Origin of the sequence: Klebsiella sp. Ech2A (assembly GCF_030078455.1) — a bacterium.
Taxonomy (GTDB): Bacteria; Pseudomonadota; Gammaproteobacteria; order Enterobacterales; family Enterobacteriaceae; genus Klebsiella; species Klebsiella terrigena.
The window spans coordinates 1-24,602 of the sequence record NZ_JAQGFU010000058.1 but is presented as its reverse complement, the minus strand read 5'-3'; the positions used below and the strand labels follow the sequence as shown (position 1 = coordinate 24,602).

23 protein-coding genes, 1 tRNA gene and 1 pseudogene are annotated in these 24,602 nt (G+C 60.0%); 13 read left to right on the top strand and 12 right to left on the bottom strand.

The window, feature by feature from the left end; genetic code table 11:
* Positions 1-321: pseudogene (locus tag PFH44_RS12990) on the bottom strand (efflux transporter periplasmic adaptor subunit); the annotation flags it as partial.
* 379 nt (positions 322-700) lie between these two features.
* Here PFH44_RS12990 and PFH44_RS12985 point away from each other — a divergent pair.
* Positions 701-1,117, top strand: coding sequence for a GNAT family N-acetyltransferase (locus PFH44_RS12985; RefSeq protein ID WP_045853790.1), 417 nt, complete (start codon positions 701-703; stop codon positions 1,115-1,117).
* 70 nt (positions 1,118-1,187) lie between these two features.
* Here PFH44_RS12985 and PFH44_RS12980 read toward each other — a convergent pair whose 3' ends face one another.
* Positions 1,188-1,835, bottom strand: a complete 648-nt coding sequence (locus PFH44_RS12980; RefSeq protein WP_283825197.1) for a TetR/AcrR family transcriptional regulator — start codon at positions 1,833-1,835, stop codon at positions 1,188-1,190.
* A gap of 80 nt (positions 1,836-1,915) precedes the next feature.
* On the opposite strand from PFH44_RS12980, the gene PFH44_RS12975 reads away from it, so the two are divergent.
* The gene (locus PFH44_RS12975; protein ID WP_041143283.1) at positions 1,916-3,409 is read left to right on the top strand and encodes an MDR family MFS transporter; all 1,494 of its coding nucleotides are present in this window, start codon (positions 1,916-1,918) and stop codon (positions 3,407-3,409) included.
* Here PFH44_RS12975 and PFH44_RS12970 read toward each other — a convergent pair.
* Entirely contained in the window at positions 3,406-4,320 is a 915-nt protein-coding gene (locus PFH44_RS12970) for a LysR substrate-binding domain-containing protein (protein WP_283825196.1), read from the bottom strand. The genes PFH44_RS12975 and PFH44_RS12970 overlap by 4 nt on opposite strands.
* A gap of 102 nt (positions 4,321-4,422) precedes the next feature.
* Here PFH44_RS12970 and PFH44_RS12965 point away from each other — a divergent pair, with 102 nt between their 5' ends.
* Positions 4,423-5,055: a pyridoxamine 5'-phosphate oxidase family protein gene (locus PFH44_RS12965; protein WP_283825195.1), complete on the top strand. Its 633-nt coding sequence runs from the start codon at positions 4,423-4,425 to the stop codon at positions 5,053-5,055.
* Positions 5,048-5,518: a nuclear transport factor 2 family protein gene (locus tag PFH44_RS12960; protein WP_283825194.1), complete on the top strand. Its 471-nt coding sequence runs from the start codon at positions 5,048-5,050 to the stop codon at positions 5,516-5,518. The genes PFH44_RS12965 and PFH44_RS12960 overlap by 8 nt, the downstream gene beginning before the upstream one ends.
* 20 nt (positions 5,519-5,538) lie before the next feature.
* Here the strand turns inward: PFH44_RS12960 and PFH44_RS12955 are convergent, their stop codons facing one another.
* Positions 5,539-6,075, bottom strand: a complete 537-nt coding sequence (locus PFH44_RS12955; protein ID WP_041143279.1) for a carboxymuconolactone decarboxylase family protein — start codon at positions 6,073-6,075, stop codon at positions 5,539-5,541.
* A gap of 117 nt (positions 6,076-6,192) precedes the next feature.
* Here PFH44_RS12955 and PFH44_RS12950 point away from each other — a divergent pair, with 117 nt between their 5' ends.
* The 5 genes from PFH44_RS12950 (at position 6,193) to PFH44_RS12930 (ending at position 10,832) form a co-directional block, all read left to right on the top strand.
* On the top strand, positions 6,193-7,098 hold the full coding sequence (locus PFH44_RS12950; RefSeq protein ID WP_283825193.1) for an AraC family transcriptional regulator: 906 nt from the start codon (positions 6,193-6,195) through the stop codon (positions 7,096-7,098).
* 123 nt (positions 7,099-7,221) lie between these two features.
* The gene (locus PFH44_RS12945) at positions 7,222-7,995 is read left to right on the top strand and encodes an isocitrate lyase/PEP mutase family protein (protein WP_283825192.1); all 774 of its coding nucleotides are present in this window, start codon (positions 7,222-7,224) and stop codon (positions 7,993-7,995) included.
* On the top strand, positions 7,982-9,031 hold the full coding sequence (locus PFH44_RS12940; RefSeq protein ID WP_045853799.1) for a bifunctional transcriptional activator/DNA repair enzyme AdaA: 1,050 nt from the start codon (positions 7,982-7,984) through the stop codon (positions 9,029-9,031). The genes PFH44_RS12945 and PFH44_RS12940 overlap by 14 nt, the downstream gene beginning before the upstream one ends.
* A gap of 107 nt (positions 9,032-9,138) precedes the next feature.
* Entirely contained in the window at positions 9,139-9,948 is an 810-nt protein-coding gene (gene nlpA / locus PFH44_RS12935) for a lipoprotein NlpA (protein WP_283825191.1), read from the top strand.
* A 23-nt stretch (positions 9,949-9,971) separates the two neighbouring features.
* Positions 9,972-10,832 (top strand): DMT family transporter, encoded by an 861-nt coding sequence (locus PFH44_RS12930; protein ID WP_045853801.1) that lies wholly within the window; start codon positions 9,972-9,974, stop codon positions 10,830-10,832.
* Here PFH44_RS12930 and PFH44_RS12925 read toward each other — a convergent pair.
* The gene (locus PFH44_RS12925; RefSeq protein WP_283825190.1) at positions 10,824-11,378 is read right to left on the bottom strand and encodes an NUDIX hydrolase; all 555 of its coding nucleotides are present in this window, start codon (positions 11,376-11,378) and stop codon (positions 10,824-10,826) included. The two genes, PFH44_RS12930 and PFH44_RS12925, sit on opposite strands and share 9 nt — an antisense overlap.
* 169 nt (positions 11,379-11,547) lie before the next feature.
* On the opposite strand from PFH44_RS12925, the gene PFH44_RS12920 reads away from it, so the two are divergent.
* Positions 11,548-12,327: an MBL fold metallo-hydrolase gene (locus PFH44_RS12920; protein ID WP_283825189.1), complete on the top strand. Its 780-nt coding sequence runs from the start codon at positions 11,548-11,550 to the stop codon at positions 12,325-12,327.
* 26 nt (positions 12,328-12,353) lie between these two features.
* Positions 12,354-13,307, top strand: coding sequence for a GlxA family transcriptional regulator (locus PFH44_RS12915; protein ID WP_283825188.1), 954 nt, complete (start codon positions 12,354-12,356; stop codon positions 13,305-13,307).
* On the opposite strand, the gene PFH44_RS12910 is transcribed toward PFH44_RS12915, so the two are convergent.
* Together PFH44_RS12910 and PFH44_RS12905 are read right to left on the bottom strand one after the other, a co-directional pair.
* Positions 13,304-14,353, bottom strand: a complete 1,050-nt coding sequence (locus PFH44_RS12910) for an NAD(P)-dependent alcohol dehydrogenase (RefSeq protein WP_283825187.1) — start codon at positions 14,351-14,353, stop codon at positions 13,304-13,306. The two genes, PFH44_RS12915 and PFH44_RS12910, sit on opposite strands and share 4 nt — an antisense overlap.
* Before the next feature lie 217 nt (positions 14,354-14,570).
* On the bottom strand, positions 14,571-15,578 hold the full coding sequence (locus PFH44_RS12905; RefSeq protein WP_283825186.1) for a zinc-binding alcohol dehydrogenase family protein: 1,008 nt from the start codon (positions 15,576-15,578) through the stop codon (positions 14,571-14,573).
* A 438-nt stretch (positions 15,579-16,016) separates the two neighbouring features.
* On the opposite strand from PFH44_RS12905, the gene PFH44_RS12900 reads away from it, so the two are divergent.
* Positions 16,017-17,213, top strand: a complete 1,197-nt coding sequence (locus tag PFH44_RS12900) for a porin family protein (RefSeq protein WP_283825185.1) — start codon at positions 16,017-16,019, stop codon at positions 17,211-17,213.
* 260 nt (positions 17,214-17,473) lie between these two features.
* Here the strand turns inward: PFH44_RS12900 and PFH44_RS12895 are convergent.
* Positions 17,474-17,568, bottom strand: a tRNA-Sec gene (locus PFH44_RS12895).
* 451 nt (positions 17,569-18,019) lie between these two features.
* On the opposite strand from PFH44_RS12895, the gene PFH44_RS12890 reads away from it, so the two are divergent.
* Complete coding sequence (locus PFH44_RS12890; RefSeq protein ID WP_045853810.1) at positions 18,020-18,757, top strand: MurR/RpiR family transcriptional regulator; 738 nt, start codon at positions 18,020-18,022, stop codon at positions 18,755-18,757.
* A gap of 62 nt (positions 18,758-18,819) precedes the next feature.
* On the opposite strand, the gene PFH44_RS12885 is transcribed toward PFH44_RS12890, so the two are convergent.
* The 4 genes from PFH44_RS12885 to PFH44_RS12870 all read right to left on the bottom strand — a co-directional run.
* Complete coding sequence (locus PFH44_RS12885; RefSeq protein ID WP_283825184.1) at positions 18,820-20,199, bottom strand: family 4 glycosyl hydrolase; 1,380 nt, start codon at positions 20,197-20,199, stop codon at positions 18,820-18,822.
* A 13-nt stretch (positions 20,200-20,212) separates the two neighbouring features.
* Positions 20,213-21,772, bottom strand: coding sequence for a PTS transporter subunit EIIC (locus PFH44_RS12880; RefSeq protein ID WP_283825183.1), 1,560 nt, complete (start codon positions 21,770-21,772; stop codon positions 20,213-20,215).
* Positions 21,773-21,974: 202 nt separating this feature from the next.
* A complete protein-coding gene (locus tag PFH44_RS12875) occupies positions 21,975-23,678 on the bottom strand; it encodes an AsmA family protein (RefSeq protein ID WP_283825182.1) in 1,704 nt (567 codons plus the stop codon).
* A gap of 141 nt (positions 23,679-23,819) precedes the next feature.
* On the bottom strand, positions 23,820-24,602 hold a 783-nt coding region (locus PFH44_RS12870; protein WP_283825181.1), incomplete at its 5' end, for a solute carrier family 23 protein.

Below are 24,602 nucleotides of genomic sequence, written 5' to 3'. Positions count from 1 at the left end.
CGTTTTCAGGGCGGCCGCCGCTTCGTTATAGGCGGCGCGGTAGCTGGCCGGGTCAATTTGATACAGCGCCTGGCCGGCTTTCACCCTGTCGCCTTCGGTAAACAGGCGTTTTTGAATGATGCCGCCCACCTGCGGGCGTACTTCGGCGCTGAGCGACGCGGTGGTGCGGCCGGTCAGCTCGCTGATAACGGAAACGGGCTGGCCTTTCAGGGTGACAACGCCGACTTCCGGCGTCATTTGCTGCGGGGCAGATGTTTGCGAATTATCGCATCCGACCAGCAAAAATAATGCTATTGCGATGGGTATGGTGGTGTATTTCATTATATTTTCTCAGGATAAACGACGTCCGCCCCGCTAATTAAATAGTGAGGTGATGGGTTGGGCGCTGAGGCATCTTCGGGTAAACGAAAATGGCTAAAAAGGAACTCAGACGTTCCTGTATGCTGTTATTCGACGACGGCCGCCGGAGCGGTCATTTTTTGGCTTCTCTGCAGATGAGATGGCTCCACTCCTGGCTTTTTGTTGAGAATGATTATTCTCATTTTTTGCTCATTATACGTCTCAAACGACCAATGAAAAGGTTTTTTTGTCTAAATTTGAATCGTGAAAATTAAGGCAAAAAATAATGGAGGAAATAAGAATTTTTTGTGAAAGTAAGAACCGCTAATACCCTTAACAGGATTTAACCTGGAGAACGTTAATGGCTCTAATAATGACAACCAGCATTAATCCCGCGGATCGTGATGAGCTGCTGGCGGGTCTACGGGAATACAACCTGCGCTACCTGGACCCGACGCAGTTTGGTGAACTGGGGATCTATCTCCGCGATCGGGCGGGGGAGATGCAGGGCGGTCTGATCGCCAAAAGAAAGGCGAACTGGCTGTGTATTGAGTACCTGTGGGTCAGCGAAGCCTCGCGCGGTAGCGGGCTGGGCGGCGAGCTGATGCGTGCGGCGGAAAAGCAGGCGCGCGAAGAGGGGTGTAACCACGTGCTGGTGGACACCTTCAGCTTCCAGGCCCTGCCGTTTTATCAAAAACAGGGCTACCGGCTGCAGATGTCGCTGCCTGATTTCCCGCACCCTGGCATGGAACGTCATTATCTCTCGAAGGCGCTGTAAGGCTGCTGCCTCCCCGGACTGCGGCGCGATGCGTCCGATCCGGGTGACAGAGGGAAAACAGCCGCGGATATCAGCCGCCAATCCCCTGCTGGATCATCGCTAGCGCGTGGCTGACGATGGTTTGCCGGGACATCGTTTTTAAGCGCGGATCGGTGCGAATGCGCGAATAGGGCACCAGCACCAGGCTAATCAGGCTGGTGAACAGCAGCTCCGGCGACAGGGCCGGGTTGAGTTTCCCCTCCTGCTGCCAGCGGCCTATGGTCTCCAGCATCCGGTGATACTTATCGTCGCCAAAGCGGGCGTGCATATGCTGGCGCAGCACCGGCATTTCGCCAATCATCTCCTGCATCCACAGCGGCGCAAACCAGTCGTTTTGCTCCGCCAGCGCGGCGAGGGCCTCAATCAGCAGGGTAAACGCGGTCAGCGGATCTTGCGGATGGGCGATAAAAATCTTGCTGATTTCGCTGCGCAGCGGCATAAAGCGCTCCTCCAGCAGCTGGTCGACTAATATCTCCCGCGTGTTGAAATAGTAATGCAGCATCGCCGGCGTGACCCCGGCCTCTTTGGCGATGGCGTTCAGCGACGTCCGGGCGATGCCCTGGCGGGCAAACAGCGCCAGGGCGATATCCATCAGCTGTTCACGGTTAGCGGTGCCCGGCTTTTTGCCGCGCGGACGGCCCGGACGGCGCGGCACATCGTTGTCTTTTTGTGCTGTCATTTCTTCACGGCCTCTTGACCAGATTCATCATTTCCCTAAATATTAATTATGCATTTAATTAATTTCAAGCGAGTGTTGCTATGACTTCTGAAATCGCCGCCCGGCCGGCGCCGTCGATCCGCCTGCTGTTCAGCGCCCTGCTGCTGGTGATGCTGCTGTCGGCGCTGGACCAGACCATCGTATCGACCGCGCTGCCGACCATTGTCGGCGAACTCGGCGGGCTGGATAAGCTCTCGTGGGTGGTCACGGCCTATATTCTCAGCTCAACCATCGTGGTGCCGCTGTACGGCAAATTCGGCGATCTGTTCGGGCGAAAAATCGTGCTCCAGGTGGCGATTGTGCTGTTCCTCGTCGGCTCGGCGCTGTGCGGCCTGGCGCAGAATATGACGCAGCTGGTGCTGATGCGCGCGCTGCAGGGGCTGGGCGGCGGCGGCCTGATGGTGATCAGCATGGCGGCGGTCGCCGACGTGATCCCTCCGGCAAACCGCGGCCGCTATCAGGGCCTCTTCGGCGGCGTGTTCGGCCTGGCGACGGTCATCGGGCCGCTGATCGGCGGCTTTCTGGTGCAGCACGCCTCCTGGCGCTGGATTTTTTATATTAACCTGCCGCTGGGGCTGTTTGCTCTGCTGGTGATCGGGGCGGTGTTCCACAGCAGCAATAAGCGCAGCGCGCACCAGATCGACTGGCTGGGGGCGTTTTACCTGAGCATGGCGCTGCTGTGCATTATCCTCTTCACCTCCGAAGGCGGCAGCGTGCGGCCGTGGAATGACCCGCAGCTGTGGTGCATTCTGGCCTTTGGCGTCGTGGGCATTATTGGCTTTATTTATGAGGAACGGGTGGCCGTTGAGCCGATTATTCCGCTCTCGCTGTTCCGTAACCGCACCTTTCTGCTGTGCAGCATGATTGGTTTTGTAATTGGCATGGCGCTATTTGGCTCGGTGACCTTCCTGCCGCTCTATCTGCAGGTGGTGAAGGCGGCGACCCCGACCGAAGCCGGGCTGCAGCTGATCCCGCTGATGGGCGGCCTGCTGCTGACGTCGATCGTCAGCGGGCGGATTATCAGCCGTACCGGTAAATACCGCCTGTTCCCGATCCTCGGCACCCTGCTGGGCGTGGTGGGGATGGTGCTGCTGACCCGCATTACGATCCATTCGCCGATGTGGCAGCTGTATCTGTTTACCGGCGTGCTGGGGGCGGGCCTGGGGCTGGTGATGCAGGTGCTGGTGCTGGCGGTACAGAACGCGATGCCGGCGCAGATGTACGGCGTGGCCACCTCGGGGGTGACGCTCTTTCGCTCGATTGGCGGATCGATAGGCGTGGCGCTGTTCGGCGCGGTCTTTACCCACGTGCTGCAGAATAACCTCCAGCGCCTGCTGCCGGAGGGCGCAGAGCTGCCCAGGGCGCTAAACCCGGAGGCGGTACAGAACCTGCCGACGGCGATCCGCCTTGATTATCTCGACGCCTTCGGCGCGGCCATTCACGCCGCCTTCCTGATGGCCGCCTGCATTATGGCCGTCGCCTTTGTCCTCTCGTGGCTGCTGAAAGAGGTGCCGCTGAAAAAGGCGGCACGCTAGGCGGTTCCGGCGATGCGCAGCAGCGCCCGGCGCAGCGCCGGCGCGGCGAAGCTGAGGAACTTGCGCAGCTTGAGCGGGGCCAGATCCCGGCTGGTATACAGCAGGGGCACCGGCGTCGGCTCGGGTTCGACCGATTCCAGAATGAGCTGCAGCTCGCCGCGGGTCAGGCCGTCGATGGCCTGATAGGGCAGCAGCCGCGCCACGCCAACCCCGAGCCGGGCGGCGTCAGCGGCACTTTCCGGGGTGGTGACCGACAGCACGGCGCGCAGGGTCACCAGCTGGTCTGCCGCTTCGGCGGCGCGAAACCGCCAGCCGCTGTAGGGCATCGGCGATTCAATACTAATAATCGGCAGCCCGGCCAGCTCGCGGGGGCGCTGCGGCACGCCGTGCTTTGCCAGCAGCAGCGGCTGGGCGCAGGTGACAATGCGCATCTCCCCGAGGCGGGGGGCCACCATGCCGCTATCCGGCAGAGTGCCGATGCGCACCGCCAGATCGACGTGGTCGTCTATCAGGTCAACGTTACGGTCGCTGAGCAGCAAACGAACGTTAATTTGCGGGTAACGGGCGAGAAAATCGCTCACCACCGGCAAAACGTGCACACGACCGAACATCGTCGGCGCGGCGATCACCAGCTCGCCCTTGGGCTGCAGATACTCGCCCGCCGCCTGCCGCTCGGCGTTCTCCACCTCTTCCAGGATCCGCCGCGCGGCGGCAACATACTCCACGCCGGCATCGGTTAGCGTAAGCCGGCGGGTGGTGCGGGTCAGCAGGCGCGCGCCGAGCGCGCTCTCCAGCTCGGCAATATTGCGGCTGACGGTGGTCAGCGGCGTATGCAGCGCCCGCGCCGCCGCCGACATACTGCCCAGCTCGGTAACCTTCACCAGCAGCGCCATCGCGCTTAATCGGTCCATTATTATCCCGCCTTACGGAAAGATGATTGCCAGATCCCCAGTATTATCATTTGTCGCAGTAGAGTCCATGCTGTGGGCAGTGATACAAGGCGCGGAGGATGCATGACCGGTGACTTTCTTGGTATTGCCATCACCCCGGATGTGATGGACGTCCAGCATGAAATGGGCAGCGACGGGCTGTGGCAATCGCCCCATAGCCACCGTCAGGCGAACCGTTTTACCGCCAGCGAGGAAGCGATGATTACCAGCAGGGACAGCTTTTATCTGGCGACGGTGTCGCAAACCGGCTGGCCCTATATCCAGCATCGCGGCGGGCCGTCCGGCTTTCTGCATCTGCTGGATGAGACCACCCTGGCAATGGCTGATTTTAGCGGCAACCGGCAGTACATCAGCACCGGCAACCTGCGGGGAAGCGCCAGGGCGTGCCTGTTTTTGATGGATTACCCGCGCCGTGCCAGGCTGAAAATCTACGCAACCGTTGAGGTGCTGGCGGCGGATGACGATCCCGCGCTGCTGGCCCGGGTGAAGCCGGAAAACTACCGTAGCCGCGTTGAGCGTATTTTTCGCTTTCATCTGCAGGCGTTCGACTGGAACTGTCCGCAGCACATTACGCCGCGCTATAGCGCGCAGCAGGTGGCGGAATATAGCCAGACGCTGCAGCAGCGTATTCACGACCTTGAGCAGGAGAATCAGCGCCTGCAGCAGTTAACCCGCACAGGAGAAGATCATGACTGAACAACGCCCGCCGCTGCCGCCGTTTACCCGCGAAAGCGCGGCGCAAAAGGTACGCGCCGCCGAAGACGGCTGGAACAGCCGCGATGCGCAGAAGGTGGCGCTGGCCTACACCCCCGATAGCGAATGGCGCAACCGCAGCGAGTTTGTGTACGGGCGGGCGGAGATCGTCGGCTTCCTGCAGCGCAAGTGGCGCAAAGAGCAGGAGTACCGGCTGATTAAGGAGCTGTGGGCGTGGAGCGATAACCGCATTGCGGTGCGCTTTGCCTACGAGTGGCGTGACGACAGCGGCAACTGGTTCCGCTCGTACGGTAATGAAAACTGGGAGTTCGATGAGCACGGCCTGATGCGCACGCGCTACGCCTGCATTAACGATCTGCCGATCGGCGAAAGCGAACGCCTGTTTCACTGGCCCCAGGGCCGCCGCCCTGACGACCATCCGGGGCTCAGCGCTCTGGGGCTGTAAAGCAGGCGTTAACTTACGGGTTAATCGGCTTTCGGGAAATCGACGACCGTATCGTTAACCCGATTCACCATGTTGGTGAACAGAATGGCGCTGACCGCGCTGATAATCTCGATAGTCTGCTGGTCGCTGAATCCGGCGCTGCGCAGGGCGCTGACGTCGGCTTCCGGCAGGGTGCCGGTGGTGCTCACCAGGGTCTGAACGAATTTTGCCAGCGCATCGAGGTGCGCATCCTGCGGATACTCGCCGCGGCGCAGGGCGTGGATCTGCTCGCTGCTGTAGCCGGCTCTTTTGGCCATCATGGTGTGCGCCGCCAGGCAGTAATCACAGCCGGTGGCTTCGCTCACCGCCAGGTTAATAGCTTCCAGCTCTTGTGCATTCAGGCTGCCCTTACTCAGCATGGCGTTATGCGCCAGCGCCTGCTGCAGAGCCGCCGGAGAGTGGCCGCCGATGGTCAGAAAGGCATTCGGCACCTTGCCCATCGCTTTTTTAATCCCACCAAAAATTTCTGCGGCTTTACCTGTGGCATCTTGTTCACGAATTTCAGCTAAACGGCTCATGGTTAACTCCTGTGTATTTGCGGGTATGTCGTGGCAGTGGGGACATCTTAGGCGCCGGCGGCGTGCCAGACTCGCGCTCTGCGTCTCACTTTTTTGTCTTATCGTCTCAGGAGAGGTATGGATAGTCTCAGTCATCTGCTGGCGCTGCTGGCCCCGCGCTGCGAAGTCAATCTGCACTGCCGTTTTGGCGGCCGCTGGCAGGCCGGCCATGACCAGATGCCCGGCGGCGTGGTGCCGTGGCATTTTGTCCTGCGCGGCGAAGGGCGGGTGACCGTTGGCCATCAAACCCGGCATATGCGGGCGGGAGACATCATTTTGCTGCCGCACGGCTCGCCGCACCTGATGGAAAGCCTGCTCGAATGGGGGCAGATTTTGCCGGTTGCCCACCGCTTTAACGGCACGCTGACCGAGATGCGCACCGGCAGCGACAGCGACGCGCTGGAGATGCTGTGCGGCGAGTTTTACTTTGGCCCGCACGTCAGCTGGCTGTTTGCCGAAGAGGTTGAGCTCGTACACCTGCATACCGACGAGCGCCGGGAGTGCCCGGAGCTGGAGATCCTGCTCAACGTGCTGGTGCGGGAAAGCCTCGCCGATCGTCCCGGGAGCGGGGCCATCGTTCGCAGCCTTGGCGATACGCTACTGGTGCTGCTGCTGCGCACGCTGCTCGGCACGGAGCAGCCGCCGGGCGGTCTGCTGCGGCTGATGAGCGACGAGCGCCTGATGCCGGCGGTATTCGCGGTGCTGGCGGCGCCGGAGCACCCGTGGACGCTGGAAACCATGGCCGCGCGGGCGTTCCTGTCGCGGGCGACCTTTGCCCGCCATTTCGCCCGCGTCTATCATCTCACTCCCCAGGCGTGGCTTACCCAGCTGCGCATGGCGATGGCCGCCCGTCTGCTGCGCCTGGAGCGGCAGGGCAACCTGGATGTTGTCGCCGAACGCTGCGGCTTTCAGTCGCTGGCCTCCTTCTCGAAGGCCTTTAAAAAGCTCTACGCGATGACGCCCGGCGAATGGCGACGCCGGTAGGGCAAGGTGATATTGCGTCCGGCCGGACGCCGGTTCAGGCGAAAATAGTCGTCCGGTTTTCGGTTGTCGTCTTCAGGGCCGAAGCGCCAGAATCCTGCGCATAACAACAAAACCGGAGGACATATGGATTTCGCACAACAACATCACCAGGCTACGCCGGTGCTGCTGGCTAACGTCTGGGACGTCCCCAGCGCCAGAGCCGCGGCTGCCGCGGGCTATTCGGCTCTGGGCACCTCCAGCGCCGCGATTGCCAACACCTTTGGCTATAACGATGGTGAAGAGCTCTCGTTTGCTGAGCTGCTCTTGCTCGTCACGCGTATCCGCGCGCGGGTTGCGCTGCCGCTGAGCGTGGATATGGAGTTCGGGTATGGCGCCAGCGTTGCCGAGGTTGTCGATAATCTGCGCGCGCTGGTGCAAACCGGCGTGGCAGGCGTTAATCTCGAGGACAGCGTGGTGGCCGACGGTGAGCGGCGCCTGGTGGATGCGGAAACCTATGCCCGTCGCCTGCGGGCGGTCAAAACGGGGCTGGAGCAGGCGGGCGTCGCGCTGTTTCTTAATATTCGCACCGATCCGTTTTTGCTTAACCGACCGCAGGCGCTGGCTGAGACGGTTGCCCGGGGTCAGCTGTATGCGCGAAATGGGGCTGACGGCCTGTTTGTCCCTTGCGTTACCGAGGCGGCGGATATTGCGGCGATAGCGGCGGCGGTTGCGCTGCCGCTGAACGTCATGGCGATGCCTGCGCTGCCCGATATTGACCAGCTGACTCGTCTCGGAGTGAAGCGGATTTCTATGGGCAACGCGCTGCATAGCGCCCTGCAGGAGCATCTGCGCTCTCTGCTGCAAAACGTGCGGCAGCAGCAATCGTTTAAAGGGGTATTCAGCAATGCAGGTGACTGACAAAGGGTTATGCGATACCTGGTATGAGGCGCTGGTGGCCCGCTCATCCCAGTACGCCGGGCTTTTTTACGTCGGCGTGAAAACTACCGGCGTGTTCTGCATCGCCACCTGCCGCGCCCGCAAGCCAAAGCGGGAAAACGTGGAATTTTATAGCGATTTTAAAGCCGCGCTCAGCGCCGGCTTTCGCCCGTGTAAGATTTGCCGGCCGACGGAAAACGCCAGCTCCGCGCCGCCGATGGTGGAGCAGGTGATGCAGCAGCTGCGCGCCGCGCCCAAGGTGCGGATCACCGACGACCAGCTGCGCCAGCAGCACATCAGCCCGGAACGCATGCGCCGCTGGTTTAGCCAGAACTACGGCATGACGTTTCAGGCCTTCCAGCGGATGCTGCGGGTCAATACCGCTCTGCAGGAGCTGCAGGGCGGGCGCAGCACGACCGACGTGGCGTTTGACAGCGGCTACGATTCGCTCAGCGGTTTCGGCTATACCTGCAAAAAGCTCACCGGCCGGGCGCCGAGCAAAGCGGGGCGGGTGATCCTGATCCAGCGCTTTACCACCCCCATCGGGCCGATGTTTGTCTGCGCCACCGAGCGCGGGGTTTGCCTGCTGGAGTTTGTCGACCGACGGATGCTGGAGAGTGAATTTCGCGACCTTCAGCGCCTGCTGGCGGCCAATATTATTGCCGGGGAAAACGCCCACACGCGCCAGGCGGTGGCGGAGGTCGGGGAGTACTTTGCCGGCCAGCGGCAGCGCTTTTCCCTAAGTCTTGAGACGCCGGGCAGCGATTTTCAGCAGGCGGTCTGGCAGCAGCTGCGGGCGGTACCCTACGGCACGACCGAGCATTATCAGGGGCTTGCCGAGCAGATGGGCAACGCCGGGGCGGTGCGGGCGGTGGCCAACGCCAACGGCGCCAACCGGCTGGCGATCGTTATTCCCTGCCACCGGATTATTGGCAAAGATGGCTCGCTCACCGGCTATGGCGGCGGCCTGGCGCGCAAAGAGTGGCTGCTGGCCCATGAGGCGAAATTCAGCAGATGATTTTATTTCCTGTTGCTGCTTTTGATGTTTAAAAGCTGGCCATAAAGCCGTTATAGTTTCGTACGAAAATAATAATGACTTTCTAATGGACTAACAGGGTGAAAATAATGAACTTGCGTTTATGGACAGCCGCCGCGGTGGCGCTGGCGGGCCTGCTGCTGGCGGGTTGCGATCGGCAGGACGGCGATGCGAAACACATTAAAGTTGGCGTCATTAACGGCGCAGAGCAGGATGTGGCGGAAGTGGCGAAGAAGGTGGCGAAAGAGAAGTATGGCCTTGACGTTGAGCTGGTTGGCTTTAGCGGCTCCCTGCTGCCGAACGAATCGACGAACGCCGGGGATCTGGACGCCAACGTCTTCCAGCACCGGCCGTTCCTCGAGCAGGATAATAAAGCCCACGGCTATCACCTGGTGGCGGTCGGCAACACCTTCGTATTCCCGATGGCGGGCTACTCGCGCAAGATTAAATCGGTCGCCGACCTGAAAGACGGGGCGACTATCGCCATTCCTAACGATCCGACCAACCTCGGCCGCGCGCTGCTTCTGCTGCAGCAGCAGAAGCTGATTACCCTCAAAGCCGGCACCGGGCTGCTGCCGACGGCAATCGATATCACCGCCAACCCGCATAACCTGAAAATCATGGAGCTCGAAGGCGCGCAGCTGCCGCGGGTGATCGACGATCCCAAAGTTGATGTGGCGATTATCAGCACCACCTACCTCCAGCAAACCGGGCTCTCTCCGGTGCGCGACGGCATTTTTATCGAGGATAAAAACTCCCCCTACGTGAACATCATCGTTACCCGCGAAGACAATAAAGATGCGCAGAACGTGAAGGAGTTTATGCAGTCCTACCAGTCGCCGGAAGTGGCGAAGGCGGCGGAAACGATCTTCAACGGCGGCGCGGTGCCGGGCTGGTAATCACTCACGCAGGGAGGGGGTCTATGATTCGGCAACGTCAGGCGGATTTGCTGCTGGTCGCCGCCACGGTCATCGCCGCGTGCGGGTGGATATTTTCGCGTGAAGCCATCGCCGGGATGCCGGTTTTTGCCTTCCTCGGCCTGCGCTTCTTTTTCGCCGCGCTGCTGCTGCTGCCCTTTTGCCGCGGTTTCCGCGTCGGGAGGCGGCAGTGGCCGCAGATACTCATCAGCGGCCTGTGGTTTGCGCTCAACCTGTGCCTGTGGATTTACTCGGTATCGACCACGCCGTCGCTGGGCGAGGGGGCGTTTATCATGAGCCTGTCGATGCTTTTCGTGCCGCTGACCGCATGGGTGATGATGAAAACGCGCCCGGCGCGCGCTTACTGGGAGTGCCTGCCGCTGGCGATCGTCGGCCTTGCCCTGCTGAGCCTGCATATGCCGATTGCCTTCCACCCCAGCCAGGGCTGGTTTCTGCTCACCGCGCTGGTGCAGTCAATCTGGTTCTGCTACACCAGCCGCTGCGCCCGCGAGGTGCCGCTGATCCCGCTAACCGCCGTGCAGCTGGGGATCACCGGCCTGGTGGGGCTGGCGATCTCGGCGGCGTTTGAAAGCTGGGATCGGCCGTTTACCCTGCCGACGTTCGGCTGGCTGCTCGCCAGTATTGTTATCGCTACCAGCCTGCGCTTCGGCCTGCAGATGAAGGGGCAGAAGTACGCGGCGGTTGCCAGCGCGGCGATTATTATGGTGCTCGAACCGCTGCTGACGGTGATTGCCGCCGCCCTGTGGTATCACGAGCAGCTGCCGCTGCAGAAAATTGTCGGCGGCGTGCTGATCCTGGTCGCCCAGCTGTGGTTCCGCTGGCGCATGCTTAAGCCGCTACGCTAAACCACCGCGCTGCTGCGCCATCAGGTGCAGCAGCGGCACCAGCGATAGCCCGTCCGGCATCTCGCCGCGGGCGATCAGCTCCCGGATCTCTTCGAAGGTAAACCAGCCGGTTTCCATCACCTCATCCTGGTCGGCGTCCATTCCAACGTACTCCAGATCGCGGGCAAGCCAGGTGATGAACAGCTGGTCGCTGCTGCCGTAGGAGGGGTTGTAGCGGATAATCTCCTCGGCGTTTTTGGCCTGCCAGCCGGTCTCTTCGCGCAGCTCGCGCAGGGCGGCCTCCCGCGGCTCTTCGCCTTCATCGATGCCGCCCGACGGAATAGCCCATACCACCTGGTCAATCAGATAGCGGTAGTGGCGGATCAGCAGCACTTTACCCTGCTGCATCGCCACAATGCCTACCGCCGGGCGCGGGTAGTGGATGGAGTAAAAGTCGCGGCGTTGGTCGGCGGTGACGTCGATAGCCACCTTGCGCATGCTGAACCACGGGGTGTCGGCAATCACTTCGGCATCGTGCATATCGTCGGCGGTCAGTCTCTTTTTCATCGGGGCCACTTGTGCAGAAAATTGAGCGTTCAGCACACCATAGCCGGCGGCGGCTGGCAAGCGCGGAAAGTTGGCCCAATCTCATCGATCATTGCCCGAATGCCCATATTGCGCCAGGCTTGCGGGACGTACGATGTTCGCCAGATTCCCCCGAAGAGGCATGCGCATCATGAACATCACCCACATCCGTAACGCGACCCAAATAATTGAATACGCGGGTAAAAAATTCCTCATCGATCCGATGCTGGCGGATAAGGCCGCCTGGCCGGGATTTGCCGGTACCGCCCGCAGCGAGCTGCGTAACCCGCTGGTGGCGCTGCCTTTTCCGCTCTCTGTCATTGTTGACGTCGACGCCGTTATCGTGACCCATACCCATGAGGATCACTGGGACGCGGCGGCGATCGCCGCGATCCCCAAAGCGCTGCCGGTTTTTGTCCAGCATGAGGCCGATGCCCGGCTGCTGCGTAGTCAGGGGTTTAGCGATATTCGCCTGCTGTCTGAGAGCAGCGAATTTGCCGGCGTGACCCTGCAGAAAACCACCTCCGGGCAGCATGGGAGCGATCGCACCTATGCCGTGCCGGCGATGGCGGAGCGCCTGGGCGAAGCCTGCGGCGTGGTGCTGCGTCATCCGCAGGAGAAAACGCTGTGGCTGGTGGGTGACACCATCTGGCGCGATGAAATCGAAGCCGACATGATCCGCCTGCGCCCCGACGTGGTGGTGCTGAATGCCGGATATGCCCACGTCATCGGCTTTGGGCCGATCATCATGGGTAAAGAAGACGTGCTGAAAACGCACTTTACCCTGCCGGAAGCGCAGATCGTCGTCGGCCATATGGAGGCGGTGAACCACTGCCTGCTGAGCCGCCGGGAGCTGAGCGAGTACGTGGCTGACAACCAGATTGCCGGGGTGGTCAGCATCCCGCAGGATGGGGAAAGCATGGTATTTTAACTTCCTGACGGGGAGAGGAGGCAGCGATGAAATTAACCGACGTGGCGATTGTCGCGGTGGAAGGGTTTAGCCCGTTTCACTACTCCGTTCCCTGCATGCTGTTTGGCGACAGCGTGTCAGAAACGAAGCGCTTTAACCTCCATCTGTGCGCCGAGCGGCCAGGGCTGCTGACCGCCCGCGACGGCTTTGCGCTTCACGCCCGGGATGATTTTACCGCCCTTGAGCGGGCGGATATTGTGGTGGTGCCCTACTGGGGCGCGGTAAATCAGCGCCCGCCGCAGGCGCTGCTCGATAGCCTGGTGCGGGCGAGCGACAACGGCGCTGAAATTGTCGGTCTCTGCCTGGGGGCGTTCGTGCTGGGCTACGCCGGGCTGCTGGACGGCAGGCGGGCGGCGACCCACTGGGAGTTTGAGCAGGATTTTCAGCGCCTGTTCCCGCAGGTGCGGCTGGATATCAACGCGCTGTACGTTGATGACCGGCGGATAATCACCTCAGCGGGCACCGCGGCGGCGCTCGACTGCTGCCTGTATATTATTCGTCAGCGCTTCGGCAGCCTGGCGGCCAACCAGATTGCCCGCCGGATGATCGTTCCGCCCCATCGCGAAGGCGGTCAGGCGCAGTTTATCGCCCAGCCGGTGCCGAAAAGCACCCGCGATGCGCGGATTAACTGCCTGCTTGAGTATCTCCAGCAGCATATTCACGAAGCGCACAATCTCGATTCGCTGGCCCAGCTGGTGGCGATGAGCCGCCGCACCCTGACCCGTCATTTTGCGCAGGCCACCGGGATGAGCATTGCCGACTGGCTCACCGCCGAGCGGCTGCGGCGCAGCCAGATCCTGCTCGAAGCGGGCGAGATGCCCGTTGAGCAGGTGGCAGAAATGGTCGGATTTCGCTCCGCCATCACCTGGCGCCAGCAGTTTAAGTCCCGCTTTGGCGTCAGCCCGGCGGAGTGGCGGCGGACCTTTCGCCGCGGGGCTTAGCCGGCGAGGGTGGCGATGTCGATCACGAAGCGATATTTGACGTCGCCCTTGACCATCCTTTCCCACGCTTCGTTGATCCGATCCCCGCGGATCAGCTCAATATCGGCGACGATGCTGTGTTCGGCGCAGAAATCGAGCATCTCCTGGGTTTCCGGGATCCCGCCAATCATCGACCCGGCAATCGACCGGCGACGAAATATCAGGTTAAACACCTCCGGCGACGGGTGCGGGGTCGCCGGCGCGCCTACCAGGGTCAGGGTACCGTCGCGTTTAAGCAGCGTGGTGAAGGCATCGAGGTTGTGTGGCGCCGCCACGGTGTTAAGAATAAAGTCGAAGCTTTTGACGTGCGCCGCCATTTCCGCCTCGTTGCGCGACACCACGACTTCATCCGCACCCAGCTCCCTGGCCGCGTCGCGCTTGGATTCCGAGGTGGTAAAGGCCACCACGTGGGCGCCCATGGCGTGGGCCAACTTGATCCCCATGTGTCCCAGCCCGCCGATGCCGACGATGCCTACTTTTTGGCCCGGCCCGACGTTCCAGTGGCGCAGCGGCGAGTAGGTGGTGATACCGGCGCACAGCAGCGGCGCTACGGCGGCCAGCTGCTCCTGCGGGTGGCGCACGCGCAGCACGTAGCGCTCGTGAACCACGATTTGCTGGGAGTAGCCGCCCAGCGTATGGCCGGGCGCATCCTGAGTGGGGCCGTTATAGGTGAGCACCGTGTGGTCACAGTAGTTTTCCAGCCCTGCCTCGCACTCTTCGCACTGCTGGCAGCTGTCGACCATACAGCCGACGCCCACCAGGTCGCCCACCGCGTGGCCGGAGACGTGGTCGCCGACGGCGGTCACCCGGCCGACGATTTCATGCCCCGGCACGCAGGGATAGATCGTCCCTGCCCATTCCGAGCGGGCCTGGTGCAGGTCGGAGTGACAGACGCCGCAGTAGTCGATGGCGATCTGCACATCGTGCGGCCCCGGCTCGCGGCGGGAGATGGCCATCGCGGCCAGCGGCTGGCTGGCGGAATTGGTACCAATAGCGTTGATCTGCATAGCGAAACCTCTTCTGAATAAATGTGCTGAACGGGGCGGAGGGAGGTGCGTGTTTTTTGCGCGGCAACGCTAAGCGTAGCCTGGCTAGCGCCCGGCGGGAGGGGATTAGCTCAAAGGGTTAAAAAGGGGCGGACGCTCCCCCGGCCGGCGGGGGAGTCAGGGGTTATCGGGGCTCAACGGCCGTCAGAAAGGCGCTTCAGTGCCGCAAACCGTTGTCTTAGAACCCCTCCAGCACGATTTTGCCCACCGCGCGACCGGTTTCAAGATGAGCGTGGGCTTTCTGCAGATTCTCCGCGGTGATGGCGCCGTAGTGTGCGCCGAGCGTGGTTTTAATCGTTTTATCATCAATCAGCGCGGCGACGCGGGTCAGCAGCCGGTGCTGGGCAATGATATCCGACGTTTCAAACATCGAGCGGGTAAACATAAACTCCCAGTGCAGCGAGATGCTTTTGGCCTTCAGCGGTCGGGCGTCGAGGGTTTGCGGATCGTCGATCAGCGCCAGCTTGCCCTGCGGCGCGAGAGCGGCAATCAGCTGAGGATAGTGCTGCTCGGTGTTGGTCAGGCTGGCGACGTGGGTCACTTCCTTCACCCCGATGCGGGCCAGCTCTTCGCTCAGCGGCTTATTGTGGTCAATAACCTGATGCGCGCCGGCGTCCAGCACCCATTTCTGGCTCTCCGGACGCGATGCCGTCCCGATCACCGTCATCCCGGTCAGCCTGCTGGCCAGCTGGGTCAGGATTGACCCGACGCCGCCCGCCGCGCCGACGATCAGCAGCGTGTCGCCCGCGTTGCCGCCCTCCTGGACGCCCAGGCGGTCAAATAACAATTCCCAGGCGGTGATGGCGGTGAGCGGCAGGGCGGCCGCGGAAGCGTTATCCAGCGAGCGCGGCTTGAGGGCGACGATCCGCTCGTCCACCAGCTGAAACTCCGCGTTGCTGCCCGGACGGCCCAGCGCGCCGGCGTACCAGACCTCGTCGCCCGGCGCGAAGAGGGTGACCGCATCGCCAACGGCTTTAACCGTGCCAACCGCATCCCAGCCCAGCACGCGCGGCGTATCGGCATCGAATCCGGCGCGCACTTTGGTGTCCACCGGGTTAACGGAAATGGCCTTGACCTCAACCAGCAGGTCATGGCCCTCGGCGCTGGGAACCGGCAGCTCGATGGCGCTTAAAAAGGGGATATTGCGGCCTTCTGCCGCGGCGCGGGTAATGGCGATTGCTTTCATATACTCTCCGGTTTGCGAATGGGTTCATCGGTTGAATGCGTCGAGGATAGACCGGCGGCGGCCGGTGAAAAACGGCCCGGCGGCGATAAGAGTTATATTCAAAAAGAGAAAATCAGCTCGCGCCACAAGGCCGGACGGTCCGGCCCTCGCAGTTTCATATTTGAGAATAATTTTGCGTAGACTTCAAAAATATTCATTCCTGAAGTAATGAATAATAATATTGCGTTATAGCTCAAAGTTTATGCCTTGACTCACGCCAGGCTGCATGCGACTTTCTCTATATCAAATAATAAACAGAGTTTCATATTTGAGACAAAAATATCATCATCGCGATATTTAGCTGATTGTTTCACCGCTGAGACAAATTAATTAAAAACGCCACTATTTAGCGGCGGCGGACTTCTGTTGCTTATTAAAATATAAAGTGAGGCATGTGCTATGCGTAAAATTATCATCACGCTGCTGCTGGGCGCGTGTACCGGGGGCTTCGCGCAGGCGGAGCAAGGAAAGCCGTTTCCGCATATCGGCTGGCGCAGCGCCGATAATCTCGCTGGCGTGGATTTTGGCGGCGCCCTGCGGGCAAACTACCGTTATGAAGACTGGCAGGGTAGTAATTATCGCCACCCGCCGCATCTGCGTTTTGATACCTTTCGTATCGACAGCAGCGGATTTTATAATAACTATTTTTTTGACGCCGGCTTCTGGTTCCAGGACCACCATAAATATGCCGTCGACCGGGCCTATGTGGGATACCGTTTAAACGATAATAATAATATTACGCTCGGTATTCCGGGTAAACCTTTTGGCCTTGAACCCTATCCGCAATTCGGCTGGTCCTACGGCATTCCCTTTTATTTAGGCTTTGGCGTTAATGCCGGCAGCGGGGTGAACTATCAATATCACGATAATAACTGGTCGTTGGATATGGCCTATTTCCCGTGGATGGAGCCGGAAAACCTGCGCTATGCGCCGGAGGTGGGTGATTACAGCCGCCTGAAGAACACCTTCTACCCCAGCCAGCACCAGCAGCGTAACGAGAAGCGCGATCAGGTTAACGTCCGCATCGCCCGGGAGTTTCGCGGCGGAGGCTGGAACAACGAGCTGGGCGGCTCGCTGGCGCTGGCGCGTCTACATAATCGCGAAACGGACGATGACGGCACCTTCTGGGCAGCAGGCCTGCACGGAATGGTACACAACGGGCCGTGGCAACTCACGTCGCAAGTGATTCGCTATCAGTACGATCCTAAGAATCCCGCGGGCGTCAGCGACGATACGATCCTGATGGGCGGCAACGGCCTGACGCCGGCCTATCTCATTCCGGCCAAGGGTACTACCGCGTCGCTAAACCTCGCCCGCGACGTGGATGTGAAGTGGGGGGCGGTGTCAAAGCTGCGTTTCTATAACGACTACAGCGTGCTGTGGAAAGATAAAAGCGGCTGGCAGGATTCGCAGATGAATACCGTTGGGGTGCAGGTCTTTGCCCTGCCGGTGATGCTGTGGGTCGACCTCAGCTGGGCGAAGAATGCCAACCCCTGGGGCGGGGCGCTGAACGCCACGGGCTGGACCAGCACCGAGTCCGAGGGCAGCGGCAAATGGTATTTCCGCACTAACGTCAATATTGGCTATTACTTCTGATGAGAGGTGGGGCAGGGAGGCCCCTGCTGTTTTTACCGGCCAGGGCAGGCTCTGGTTTTCCTCGCGCAACATCCGAAGTCATTTGCCAAACGGTCATGCATGGAGCTGAAAGCTAAAGGTTAAATTCTACGCCTGGATGGGAGAAAGCGAATAAGGTCGAAAATAGGCTGAATGCAGAATCGATTTTAATGAAGGATTGAAAGAGTGATTACCCGCGCCTGGCACAGAATTCACCATCAAATGGTGTAGAGGGGAGCAACTGGCGGAAGATCACAGGAGTTGAACCTGCCCGGGACCGCTGGCGGCCCCAACTGGATTTGAAGTCCAGCCACCTCACCGGAGATGACGATCTTCCGCGCCTCGATTGCTACATGGAGGCGGGGCGCATTATAGCTACTTTCAGTCATTTACCACATACCTAAACGCACTTTTTTACTGTTAAAACTGGACTTTACAGAACACTCCTGGTCAAATCCCTTCAAAATCCGTGGCTTACACTTTTTTACATTCTCGCCCGTTAGCGCAATCTCCTCTTCACAGAGGTTGCCGCGTCGATTTGCCCGTCAAAAAAGCCCGGAAAGAAGCGGCGCACGACGCCGCTGGCGTTAAGAAAAGCCTGAAGCGCCGCTCCGATGGAGGGACGACGGCGCCGTTTTTTTGCTGACCGTGCCCGATGCCGCGGTGGTAAAAGGTTTTTTTATTCCATTTATTAGAAAAAAGTAATTTCTGTTTCATTCCGGTGACTCACACCACAGACGGTTTTGCCGTTTGGTGGTAGCGTACTCTGCCGCTGAGAGGAGCCCGGAATGGATTTAGAAAACATCTTTCGTGACGTTAAGCTGAGCAAAACGGAAATGACCGTCCTGCGCTCTATTCAGCACGATCCTGAACGCTGCGTGCGGGAGGGGATCCGCGCCGTCGCCGAGCGCTGCTACAGCAATCCGTCTTCACTGGTGCGCCTGGCAAAGAAGCTCAAGTTCAGCGGCTGGCTGGAGCTGGTCTATTTTATTAAATTCAATATCACCATGCCTAAGCTCGATGTTACCAACGACATCGACTATATGAGCATTCTGCCGGCGGAGCAGGTCACCCCGCTGCTGGAAAGCCTGCAGCAGCACCGCATTCTGGTTCACGGCAGCGGCTTCTCGCAGCTGATTGCGCAATATATTTATAATAAGTTTCTGGTGACCGGCGTAAACGCCAGCCTTGCGCTGTGGCCGGATTATGAAATTCTTGAGCAAAAAAACGCCGCCAAATTCGACTCGATCTGGATAATTTCTAAATCGGGGCGCAGCAGCTCGGCGTTAAACTGGGTGAAGGCGCTGGAGGGGAAAGAGATTAACCTGGTGTGCTTTACCGGCGACTATCAAAGCCCGCTGGCCCAGGCGGCGGATACCGCGTTTATTATTCACGACCCGCAGAAGTTTGATGACGATATTTACTGGAGCAACCCGTTTTTCGGCTACTGCATATTGGGCTTTGAGCGCTTTCTGAAGATGTGGTTTATCCAGACTTCAAAAGGGAAGGCGGGCGATGCCCCTTAGACGCGGTGCCGCAGCGCTTCCGGGCTGCGGCGTTGAGGCTGCAGCCCGGAGGCCGGCGGTGATTACCGCCAGTCGGCAACCAGCTTATCGTCAAGGTAGGCGCTAACCAGCTTCTGCGCCAGCGACCAGGAGCCGACCAGCGGATGGGCCATCAGCGCCCGTATCGCCAGCGACTTATCCCGCTGCAGGATCGCCGCCACCGCCAGACGCTCATACTCTTTGACGCTGGCGATCATGTTCTTCTGCGCCGTCGGCACGTGCGCCGGGGTGACCGGCTTCAGGCCATCTTTGCTCAGATCGCAGCTAATCTCGATCACGTCATCCGGGCGCAGGAAGTCGAGGGTGTCGTTGTTGGATATCGACACCACGATACGCTTGGTGGTGGTGCTGTTGACCGCTTCCAGAATATCCAGCGCTACGCCCGCGTAGCCGCCGGTATCCGGCTCTTCGATAAACTGCTGCAGGGTGAGCGGCTCGCGGGTATGGAACTTCTCCTGCTGCGACTCATTCTGCATATAGCTGTTTTCCCGGCGCAGGTAGTGCTTCATCCAGATATTGAACGCCGCTTCCGGATTGGCCTGTACGTCAACGGTTTGCAGCTCATCGCGCATATCGCGGTTGATGCGGGCGATCTGCTCCCCGCGGGTTTCCGGCGCTTCCTGAATCGCTTTTAACGCCACCTCGCGGTAGTAGTAATAGTAGAGATATTCGTTCAGCAGCTGCTTGTCGCACAGTTCTACCAGCTCGGGTGAGAAATACTGCATCGCCGTTTTACGATACAGATCCGGGCTGGCGATCAGGCGTTCGGTCACGTCCTCTCCGCGCACCGTGAAGTGGGTAAACCACGAGAAATGGTTCAGGCCGTAGCACTCGACGCCAAGGTCACGCTCGTCGCAGCCGAGGATCTCCGGCAGTTCGCGAATCAGCTCCGACGGCGCATCGCAGATACCGTACACCCGGCGCTTAAAGCCGGACTTGATAATCGCCTCGGTCACCAGCCCTGACGGATTGGTGAAGTTAAACAGGATCGCGTCCTCGGCGGCGTGCTCTTCGATGAGCCGGCAGTAGTCCAGAATCGCCGGAATCGAGCGCATCGCCATGGCAAAACCGCCGGCGCCGGTGGTTTCCTGGCCTAAAGTATTATGCTCAAGCGCAATGCGCTCGTCGCGAATACGGCTCTCGTCGCCGCCGACCCGCAGGGTGGTAATAACGTAATTGGTATTCGTCAGCGCGGCGACCGGGTCGCGGGTAACGCTAAAGTGAATATCCGGACGGATGGCCTGGAAGACGTAGCGGGCGATCTCGCCGAAGATGGCCAGGTTATCTGCGGAGCTGTCGAGAAATACCACTTCCGTTAAACCAATGCGGTGCGCGTTATAAGCCAGTGATTTTGCCAGGAACGCGGAGCGAACGCCGCCCCCGCCTAATACGGTTAATTTCATAAATAACTCCTGATTAATTTTCTGCGAGCCAGCTATCAACCCGGGAACGAACCTGTCCCACCTTGACGCCATAAATAACCTGTACTTCATTTCTGTTGCGCACCACGCCGTTGGCACCGGTGCTTTTCAATATATCGTCGTCGACCAGTTGCATATTTTTAATCGCAACCCGCAGGCGGGTGAAGCAGTTATCAACGGAAATAATATTATCCTTACCGCCTAAGCCATTAATAATTTCATCGGTGACTACCGACTTATCGTTCATCTTTTTGCGATAGTCCGCTTTGCTATATAGCTTCACATTTTCGTCGTCTTCGCGGCCCGGGGTTTTTAAATTCAGTTTTACCACCAGGGTGCGGAAAATAACGTAGTAGACGGCAAACTGCCCGATGCCGATCAGCACGTAGCCGGGCCAGCGCGTGAGGGAAACCGGCAGCGGCAGGTTATAAATCAGGAATTCGATCAGCCCGGATGCGCCCCACGGACGAACGGTAAAGATGTCGCAAATGGCCTGCGAGGCGGCGGTTAACGTGGCGTGGATCACCCACAGCAGCGGCGAAACAAACAGGAAGGTGAACTCAATGGGCTCGGTAATCCCGGTCAGCATCGAGGTGATAATGGCGGGCAGCAGAATCGCCTTAGCCAGCATTTTCTTCTCGGGTTTCGCGGTGTGGTAAAACGCCAGCGAGGCGCCGGCAAGGCCGAAGATCGTGGTCATCCCCTGCTGGGAGAAGCGCAGGGCGTCGTTCATCACCGGGGTGAGGTCCGGATGGCGCATATAGGCGAGGAATATCGCCTGGGTGCCGGAAACGACCTGGCCGTCAACGTTCAGCGTGCCGCCGATCTGCGTCAGCTGGAACGGCGACCATACGAAATGGTGCAGGCCGGTGGGAATGAGGAATTTTTCAAAGAAACCGTAGACGAAGACGCCCGCGACGCCGGCGTTTTTCATAAACCCGGTTAACGCCGCGATGCCGTGGGTCATAAACGGCCAGATCCAGGTGAAGGCGATGGCGTAGAAAATGATGACGGGCGTCATGGCCACCAGGGTCAGCTTCGCGCCGCCGTACATCGACAGCGCGCCGGGCAGCTCAATGGTGGAGACTTTATTATGTACCCAGGCGATGGTGCAGCCGAGAATAATGCCGAGGAATACCCCCATATCGACCACCACGAACCCTAAGAGCTGCGTCTGGCCGGTGCCGTAATATTCGCCGTTAATTTTTTCAGCAATGCCGTGAGTATGCTCCAGCCATGAGTGGTTGGCGCCCAGGAACATGATAAAACACATGACCGAAACCAGCGCCACTTCCGTTTTTTTATCTTTTGCCAGACCGTAGCTAATACCGACGCAAAAGAGTAAACCGAGATTGCCGAATAATGGCCAGAAGGTATCGCCGAGCAGCTGTCCAAGCTGGTGTAAAAAACTGGTTTCAGAAATTAATGTTGGGTTAGTTAAGACAGAACTGAGTGCCAGAATTAAACCGATGACCGGCAAGAACAATACTGCACCGATCATCGCTCTGGAGAATTTCTGCATATTCTCCAGAGCATGTTGACGTATTGCGGACATAGTTGTTCCTTTTATTTTTGTAGGTACAGGGACTTTAATTATTTTTTTGACTTCCAGCGTTTTGGTTATAGCAATTCTGCTATTTGAAAGGAACAGGTTGCGGGAAATAGGTACAAACAGCCGCAAAATGGCAACAGGTTTCGGGGGCGGGAAATATCAGGAGGCCTTCTCCCGGCAGGGAGAAGGCTGGAGGATGAGGAAATTAAGGCGCGACGGGCGCGGGCTGGGCGCCGCTCACTTCGCCGCTGCGCATCACCTGCGCAACCTGCTGTTTTTCCATATTGGTCGCGCTGAGCTGGCCGTTCACCGTCGGCCTGAGCGGCGCGTCGGCCAGCACGCTGCCGCTGGCGGTTAGCTGGAAATTGCCGTCACCGGAAACCGGCAGCGCGGGCCAGCCCCACGCCTGCAGGACGTTCAGCGGTACGCCGCGCCCGTTCAGGCTGAGGTTAACCTGGCGCTGCGGAAGCTGCGACACCGCGGCGGTGGCCTGCAGAATACCGCGCTCGGTAAAGGCGCTAAGTTCGTTGATATTGACCGTTGAGGCGTTGGCGCTGAGCTTGAGCGACGGGCGCCGGACGTCAACGCGGTTAAAGGTGGCGGCAGCGGCGTTGAGCGTCGCGCTGCCGTTCCATACGCCCCAGCGCCGATCCTTCACCAGCTGCAGCTCGCCGCCGTAGCCGTCGAGGGCGGTGACCTGCCACGGGAACTGCGGGTCGATATCGATAACCAGGTTGCGGCTGGCGCCAAATTTCTTCAGCGTCAGGCTCTGCAGCCACGCCGGCAGCGGCTCCATCCAAAGCTGTTTCCAGTTTTCCGGCAGGGTATATTCCAGCCCGGCAAAGGCGGTGTCATCCAGCACCAGCGCCTTGCCGTCGCGCAGCCAGCGGCCGGAGGTGCGCACCATCCCGCCTTCCCAGCGCGAGGTAAACTGACGCAGGGCGATACCCTGCGGCGAGAACTCGGCATTAAGGATCGGATCGAGGAAGTGCAGCGAGCCGTTAATGAATTCGCTGGCGTTCATCGACAGGGTTCCGTCCTCGCTCTGCCAGTCGCCGTGGCTCAGGGTCAGGTTGCGCAGGCTGAGATCCAGGCCGGTGACCGCCCAGTCGGTGCCCTGCAGGCTGGCATCGGTCACGTCGAGGCGGCCAATCTGCAGCGAAGGGACGGTGGTCAGCGGAGCGAAGAAGTCCGCCAGCGCCTTATCGCTCTGCAGGCGGGTTTCATTCAGCTGCAGGTTATCAACCAGCCAGCTGCCGTCGGCGCCGCGTTTGGCGTTGCCGGTGAGCGTTCCGCGGGCGATGTCGGCCCCGAGAGTCGAGAGCGTGACTTCACCATTATCGATAGCGCCCTGAATCAGGACGTTGCTGGCCTCAACCCCGTTAAGAGTCAGCGAACCCGCGCTCATCTGAATCTGTGTTTTTTTCCCCAGCACGTTGCCCGCTTCCGGCGCCCACGGGCTGACGCCGCCGGTTACCCGCTGCGCGCTCAGGTCCCAGCCGGTCTCCGGGCTGTTAAACGCCATATTGCGCAGCTGCAGGCGGTCGGCGGCAAAAGGCAGAGAGGCGGAGGAGGGGGAGAGATTTAACGTTCCGTCGCTGAGCACAATCTCATCGGCATGCAGCGGATCGCTGAACTGGCGGGTGCTGAAGCCGATATCCACCGTTTTGGCAACCAGCGTCGGCGGTTTGCCGTCGCGACCGAACGTCACGTTCTGCAGCTGCAGATGGAGCGGCGCAGAGAAGTCGTGATCCATCGCATCGAAGGAGACCTGCCAGCCGGTGCCGTCGCTCAGCCAGGCGCTGGCCTGACGCGCGCCCCAGTGGGTCTGTAGCAGGAACCAGGCGGCAACGATCGCGACCAGCAGAGCGGTCAGCAGCCAGAGAATCAACTTTCCAGGCAATTTCATGGTCTTACATCCTGAGCGAGGCACATAAGGCTGTTATGCCCGAATTATGCGCAATCCTCAAGACAGGAATTGTGTAATCAGATGATGTGAGGGTGCTGAGAGGGCAGCCCCGGCCGCGTGCGACCGGGGAGCAAGGTGGGATCAGTTTTTCTCTGGCGGGAAGACCAGGTTCAGCACAATCGCCGTAATACCGCCGGCGGCGATACCGGAGGAGAGCAGGTTCTTCAGCCAGTCGGGGGCGAACTGCAGGATCAGCGGCTGCTGGGAGACGCCGAGACCGACCGCCAGCGACAGGGCGATAATCAGGATCGCCCGGCGGTTCAGCGGCTCGCGGGAGACGATGCGCACGCCGGATGCGGCAATGGTGCCGAACATCACCAGCGTCGCGCCGCCGAGCACCGGCTCGGGGATATGCTGCACAAAGCCGCTCACCGCCGGGAACAGCCCGAGCACGATAAGCATCAGCGCCACCACAAAACCGACGTAGCGGCTGGCCACGCCGGTGAGCTGAATCACGCCGTTATTCTGGCCGAAGCAGGAGTTCGGGAAGGTATTAAATACCGCGGAGACGAACGAGTTCAGGCCGTTGGCCAACACGCCGCCCTTGAGACGCTTCATATACAGCGGGCCGGAAACCGGCTGCTCGGAGACGTCGGAGGTGGCGGTGATATCGCCGATCGTCTCCAGAGAGGTGATCATAAACACCAGCATCAGCGGCAGCAGCAGGTTCCAGTCGATCCCCAGGCCGTAATAGAGCGGGGTCGGCACCATAATCAGGCTGCTGTCGGCCGGCGTGGTGTTGGCAGGGAGCATATCGAGCAGCCAGGCCGCCAGGTAGCCGGCCGCCATCGCGATAACCAGCGAAGCGATGCGCAGGTACGGGTTGCGCTGGCGGTTAAGAATAATGATCAGCCCCAGCCCGAA

Coding starts and splice junctions, on each gene's coding strand:
- nlpA (WP_283825191.1), top strand. CDS start 9,139: ATGAACTTGCGTTTATGGACAGCCGCCGCGGTGGCGCTGGCGGGCCTG.
- PFH44_RS12880 (WP_283825183.1), bottom strand. CDS start 21,772: ATGTCCGCAATACGTCAACATGCTCTGGAGAATATGCAGAAATTCTCC.
- PFH44_RS12885 (WP_283825184.1), bottom strand. CDS start 20,199: ATGAAATTAACCGTATTAGGCGGGGGCGGCGTTCGCTCCGCGTTCCTG.
- PFH44_RS12875 (WP_283825182.1), bottom strand. CDS start 23,678: ATGAAATTGCCTGGAAAGTTGATTCTCTGGCTGCTGACCGCTCTGCTG.
- PFH44_RS12945 (WP_283825192.1), top strand. CDS start 7,222: ATGGATTTCGCACAACAACATCACCAGGCTACGCCGGTGCTGCTGGCT.
- PFH44_RS12925 (WP_283825190.1), bottom strand. CDS start 11,378: ATGAAAAAGAGACTGACCGCCGACGATATGCACGATGCCGAAGTGATT.
- PFH44_RS12905 (WP_283825186.1), bottom strand. CDS start 15,578: ATGAAAGCAATCGCCATTACCCGCGCCGCGGCAGAAGGCCGCAATATC.
- PFH44_RS12910 (WP_283825187.1), bottom strand. CDS start 14,353: ATGCAGATCAACGCTATTGGTACCAATTCCGCCAGCCAGCCGCTGGCC.
- PFH44_RS12900 (WP_283825185.1), top strand. CDS start 16,017: ATGCGTAAAATTATCATCACGCTGCTGCTGGGCGCGTGTACCGGGGGC.
- PFH44_RS12950 (WP_283825193.1), top strand. CDS start 6,193: ATGGATAGTCTCAGTCATCTGCTGGCGCTGCTGGCCCCGCGCTGCGAA.
- PFH44_RS12965 (WP_283825195.1), top strand. CDS start 4,423: ATGACCGGTGACTTTCTTGGTATTGCCATCACCCCGGATGTGATGGAC.
- PFH44_RS12890 (WP_045853810.1), top strand. CDS start 18,020: ATGGATTTAGAAAACATCTTTCGTGACGTTAAGCTGAGCAAAACGGAA.
- PFH44_RS12930 (WP_045853801.1), top strand. CDS start 9,972: ATGATTCGGCAACGTCAGGCGGATTTGCTGCTGGTCGCCGCCACGGTC.
- PFH44_RS12960 (WP_283825194.1), top strand. CDS start 5,048: ATGACTGAACAACGCCCGCCGCTGCCGCCGTTTACCCGCGAAAGCGCG.
- PFH44_RS12975 (WP_041143283.1), top strand. CDS start 1,916: ATGACTTCTGAAATCGCCGCCCGGCCGGCGCCGTCGATCCGCCTGCTG.
- PFH44_RS12940 (WP_045853799.1), top strand. CDS start 7,982: ATGCAGGTGACTGACAAAGGGTTATGCGATACCTGGTATGAGGCGCTG.
- PFH44_RS12955 (WP_041143279.1), bottom strand. CDS start 6,075: ATGAGCCGTTTAGCTGAAATTCGTGAACAAGATGCCACAGGTAAAGCC.
- PFH44_RS12985 (WP_045853790.1), top strand. CDS start 701: ATGGCTCTAATAATGACAACCAGCATTAATCCCGCGGATCGTGATGAG.
- PFH44_RS12920 (WP_283825189.1), top strand. CDS start 11,548: ATGAACATCACCCACATCCGTAACGCGACCCAAATAATTGAATACGCG.
- PFH44_RS12915 (WP_283825188.1), top strand. CDS start 12,354: ATGAAATTAACCGACGTGGCGATTGTCGCGGTGGAAGGGTTTAGCCCG.
- PFH44_RS12980 (WP_283825197.1), bottom strand. CDS start 1,835: ATGACAGCACAAAAAGACAACGATGTGCCGCGCCGTCCGGGCCGTCCG.
- PFH44_RS12970 (WP_283825196.1), bottom strand. CDS start 4,320: ATGGACCGATTAAGCGCGATGGCGCTGCTGGTGAAGGTTACCGAGCTG.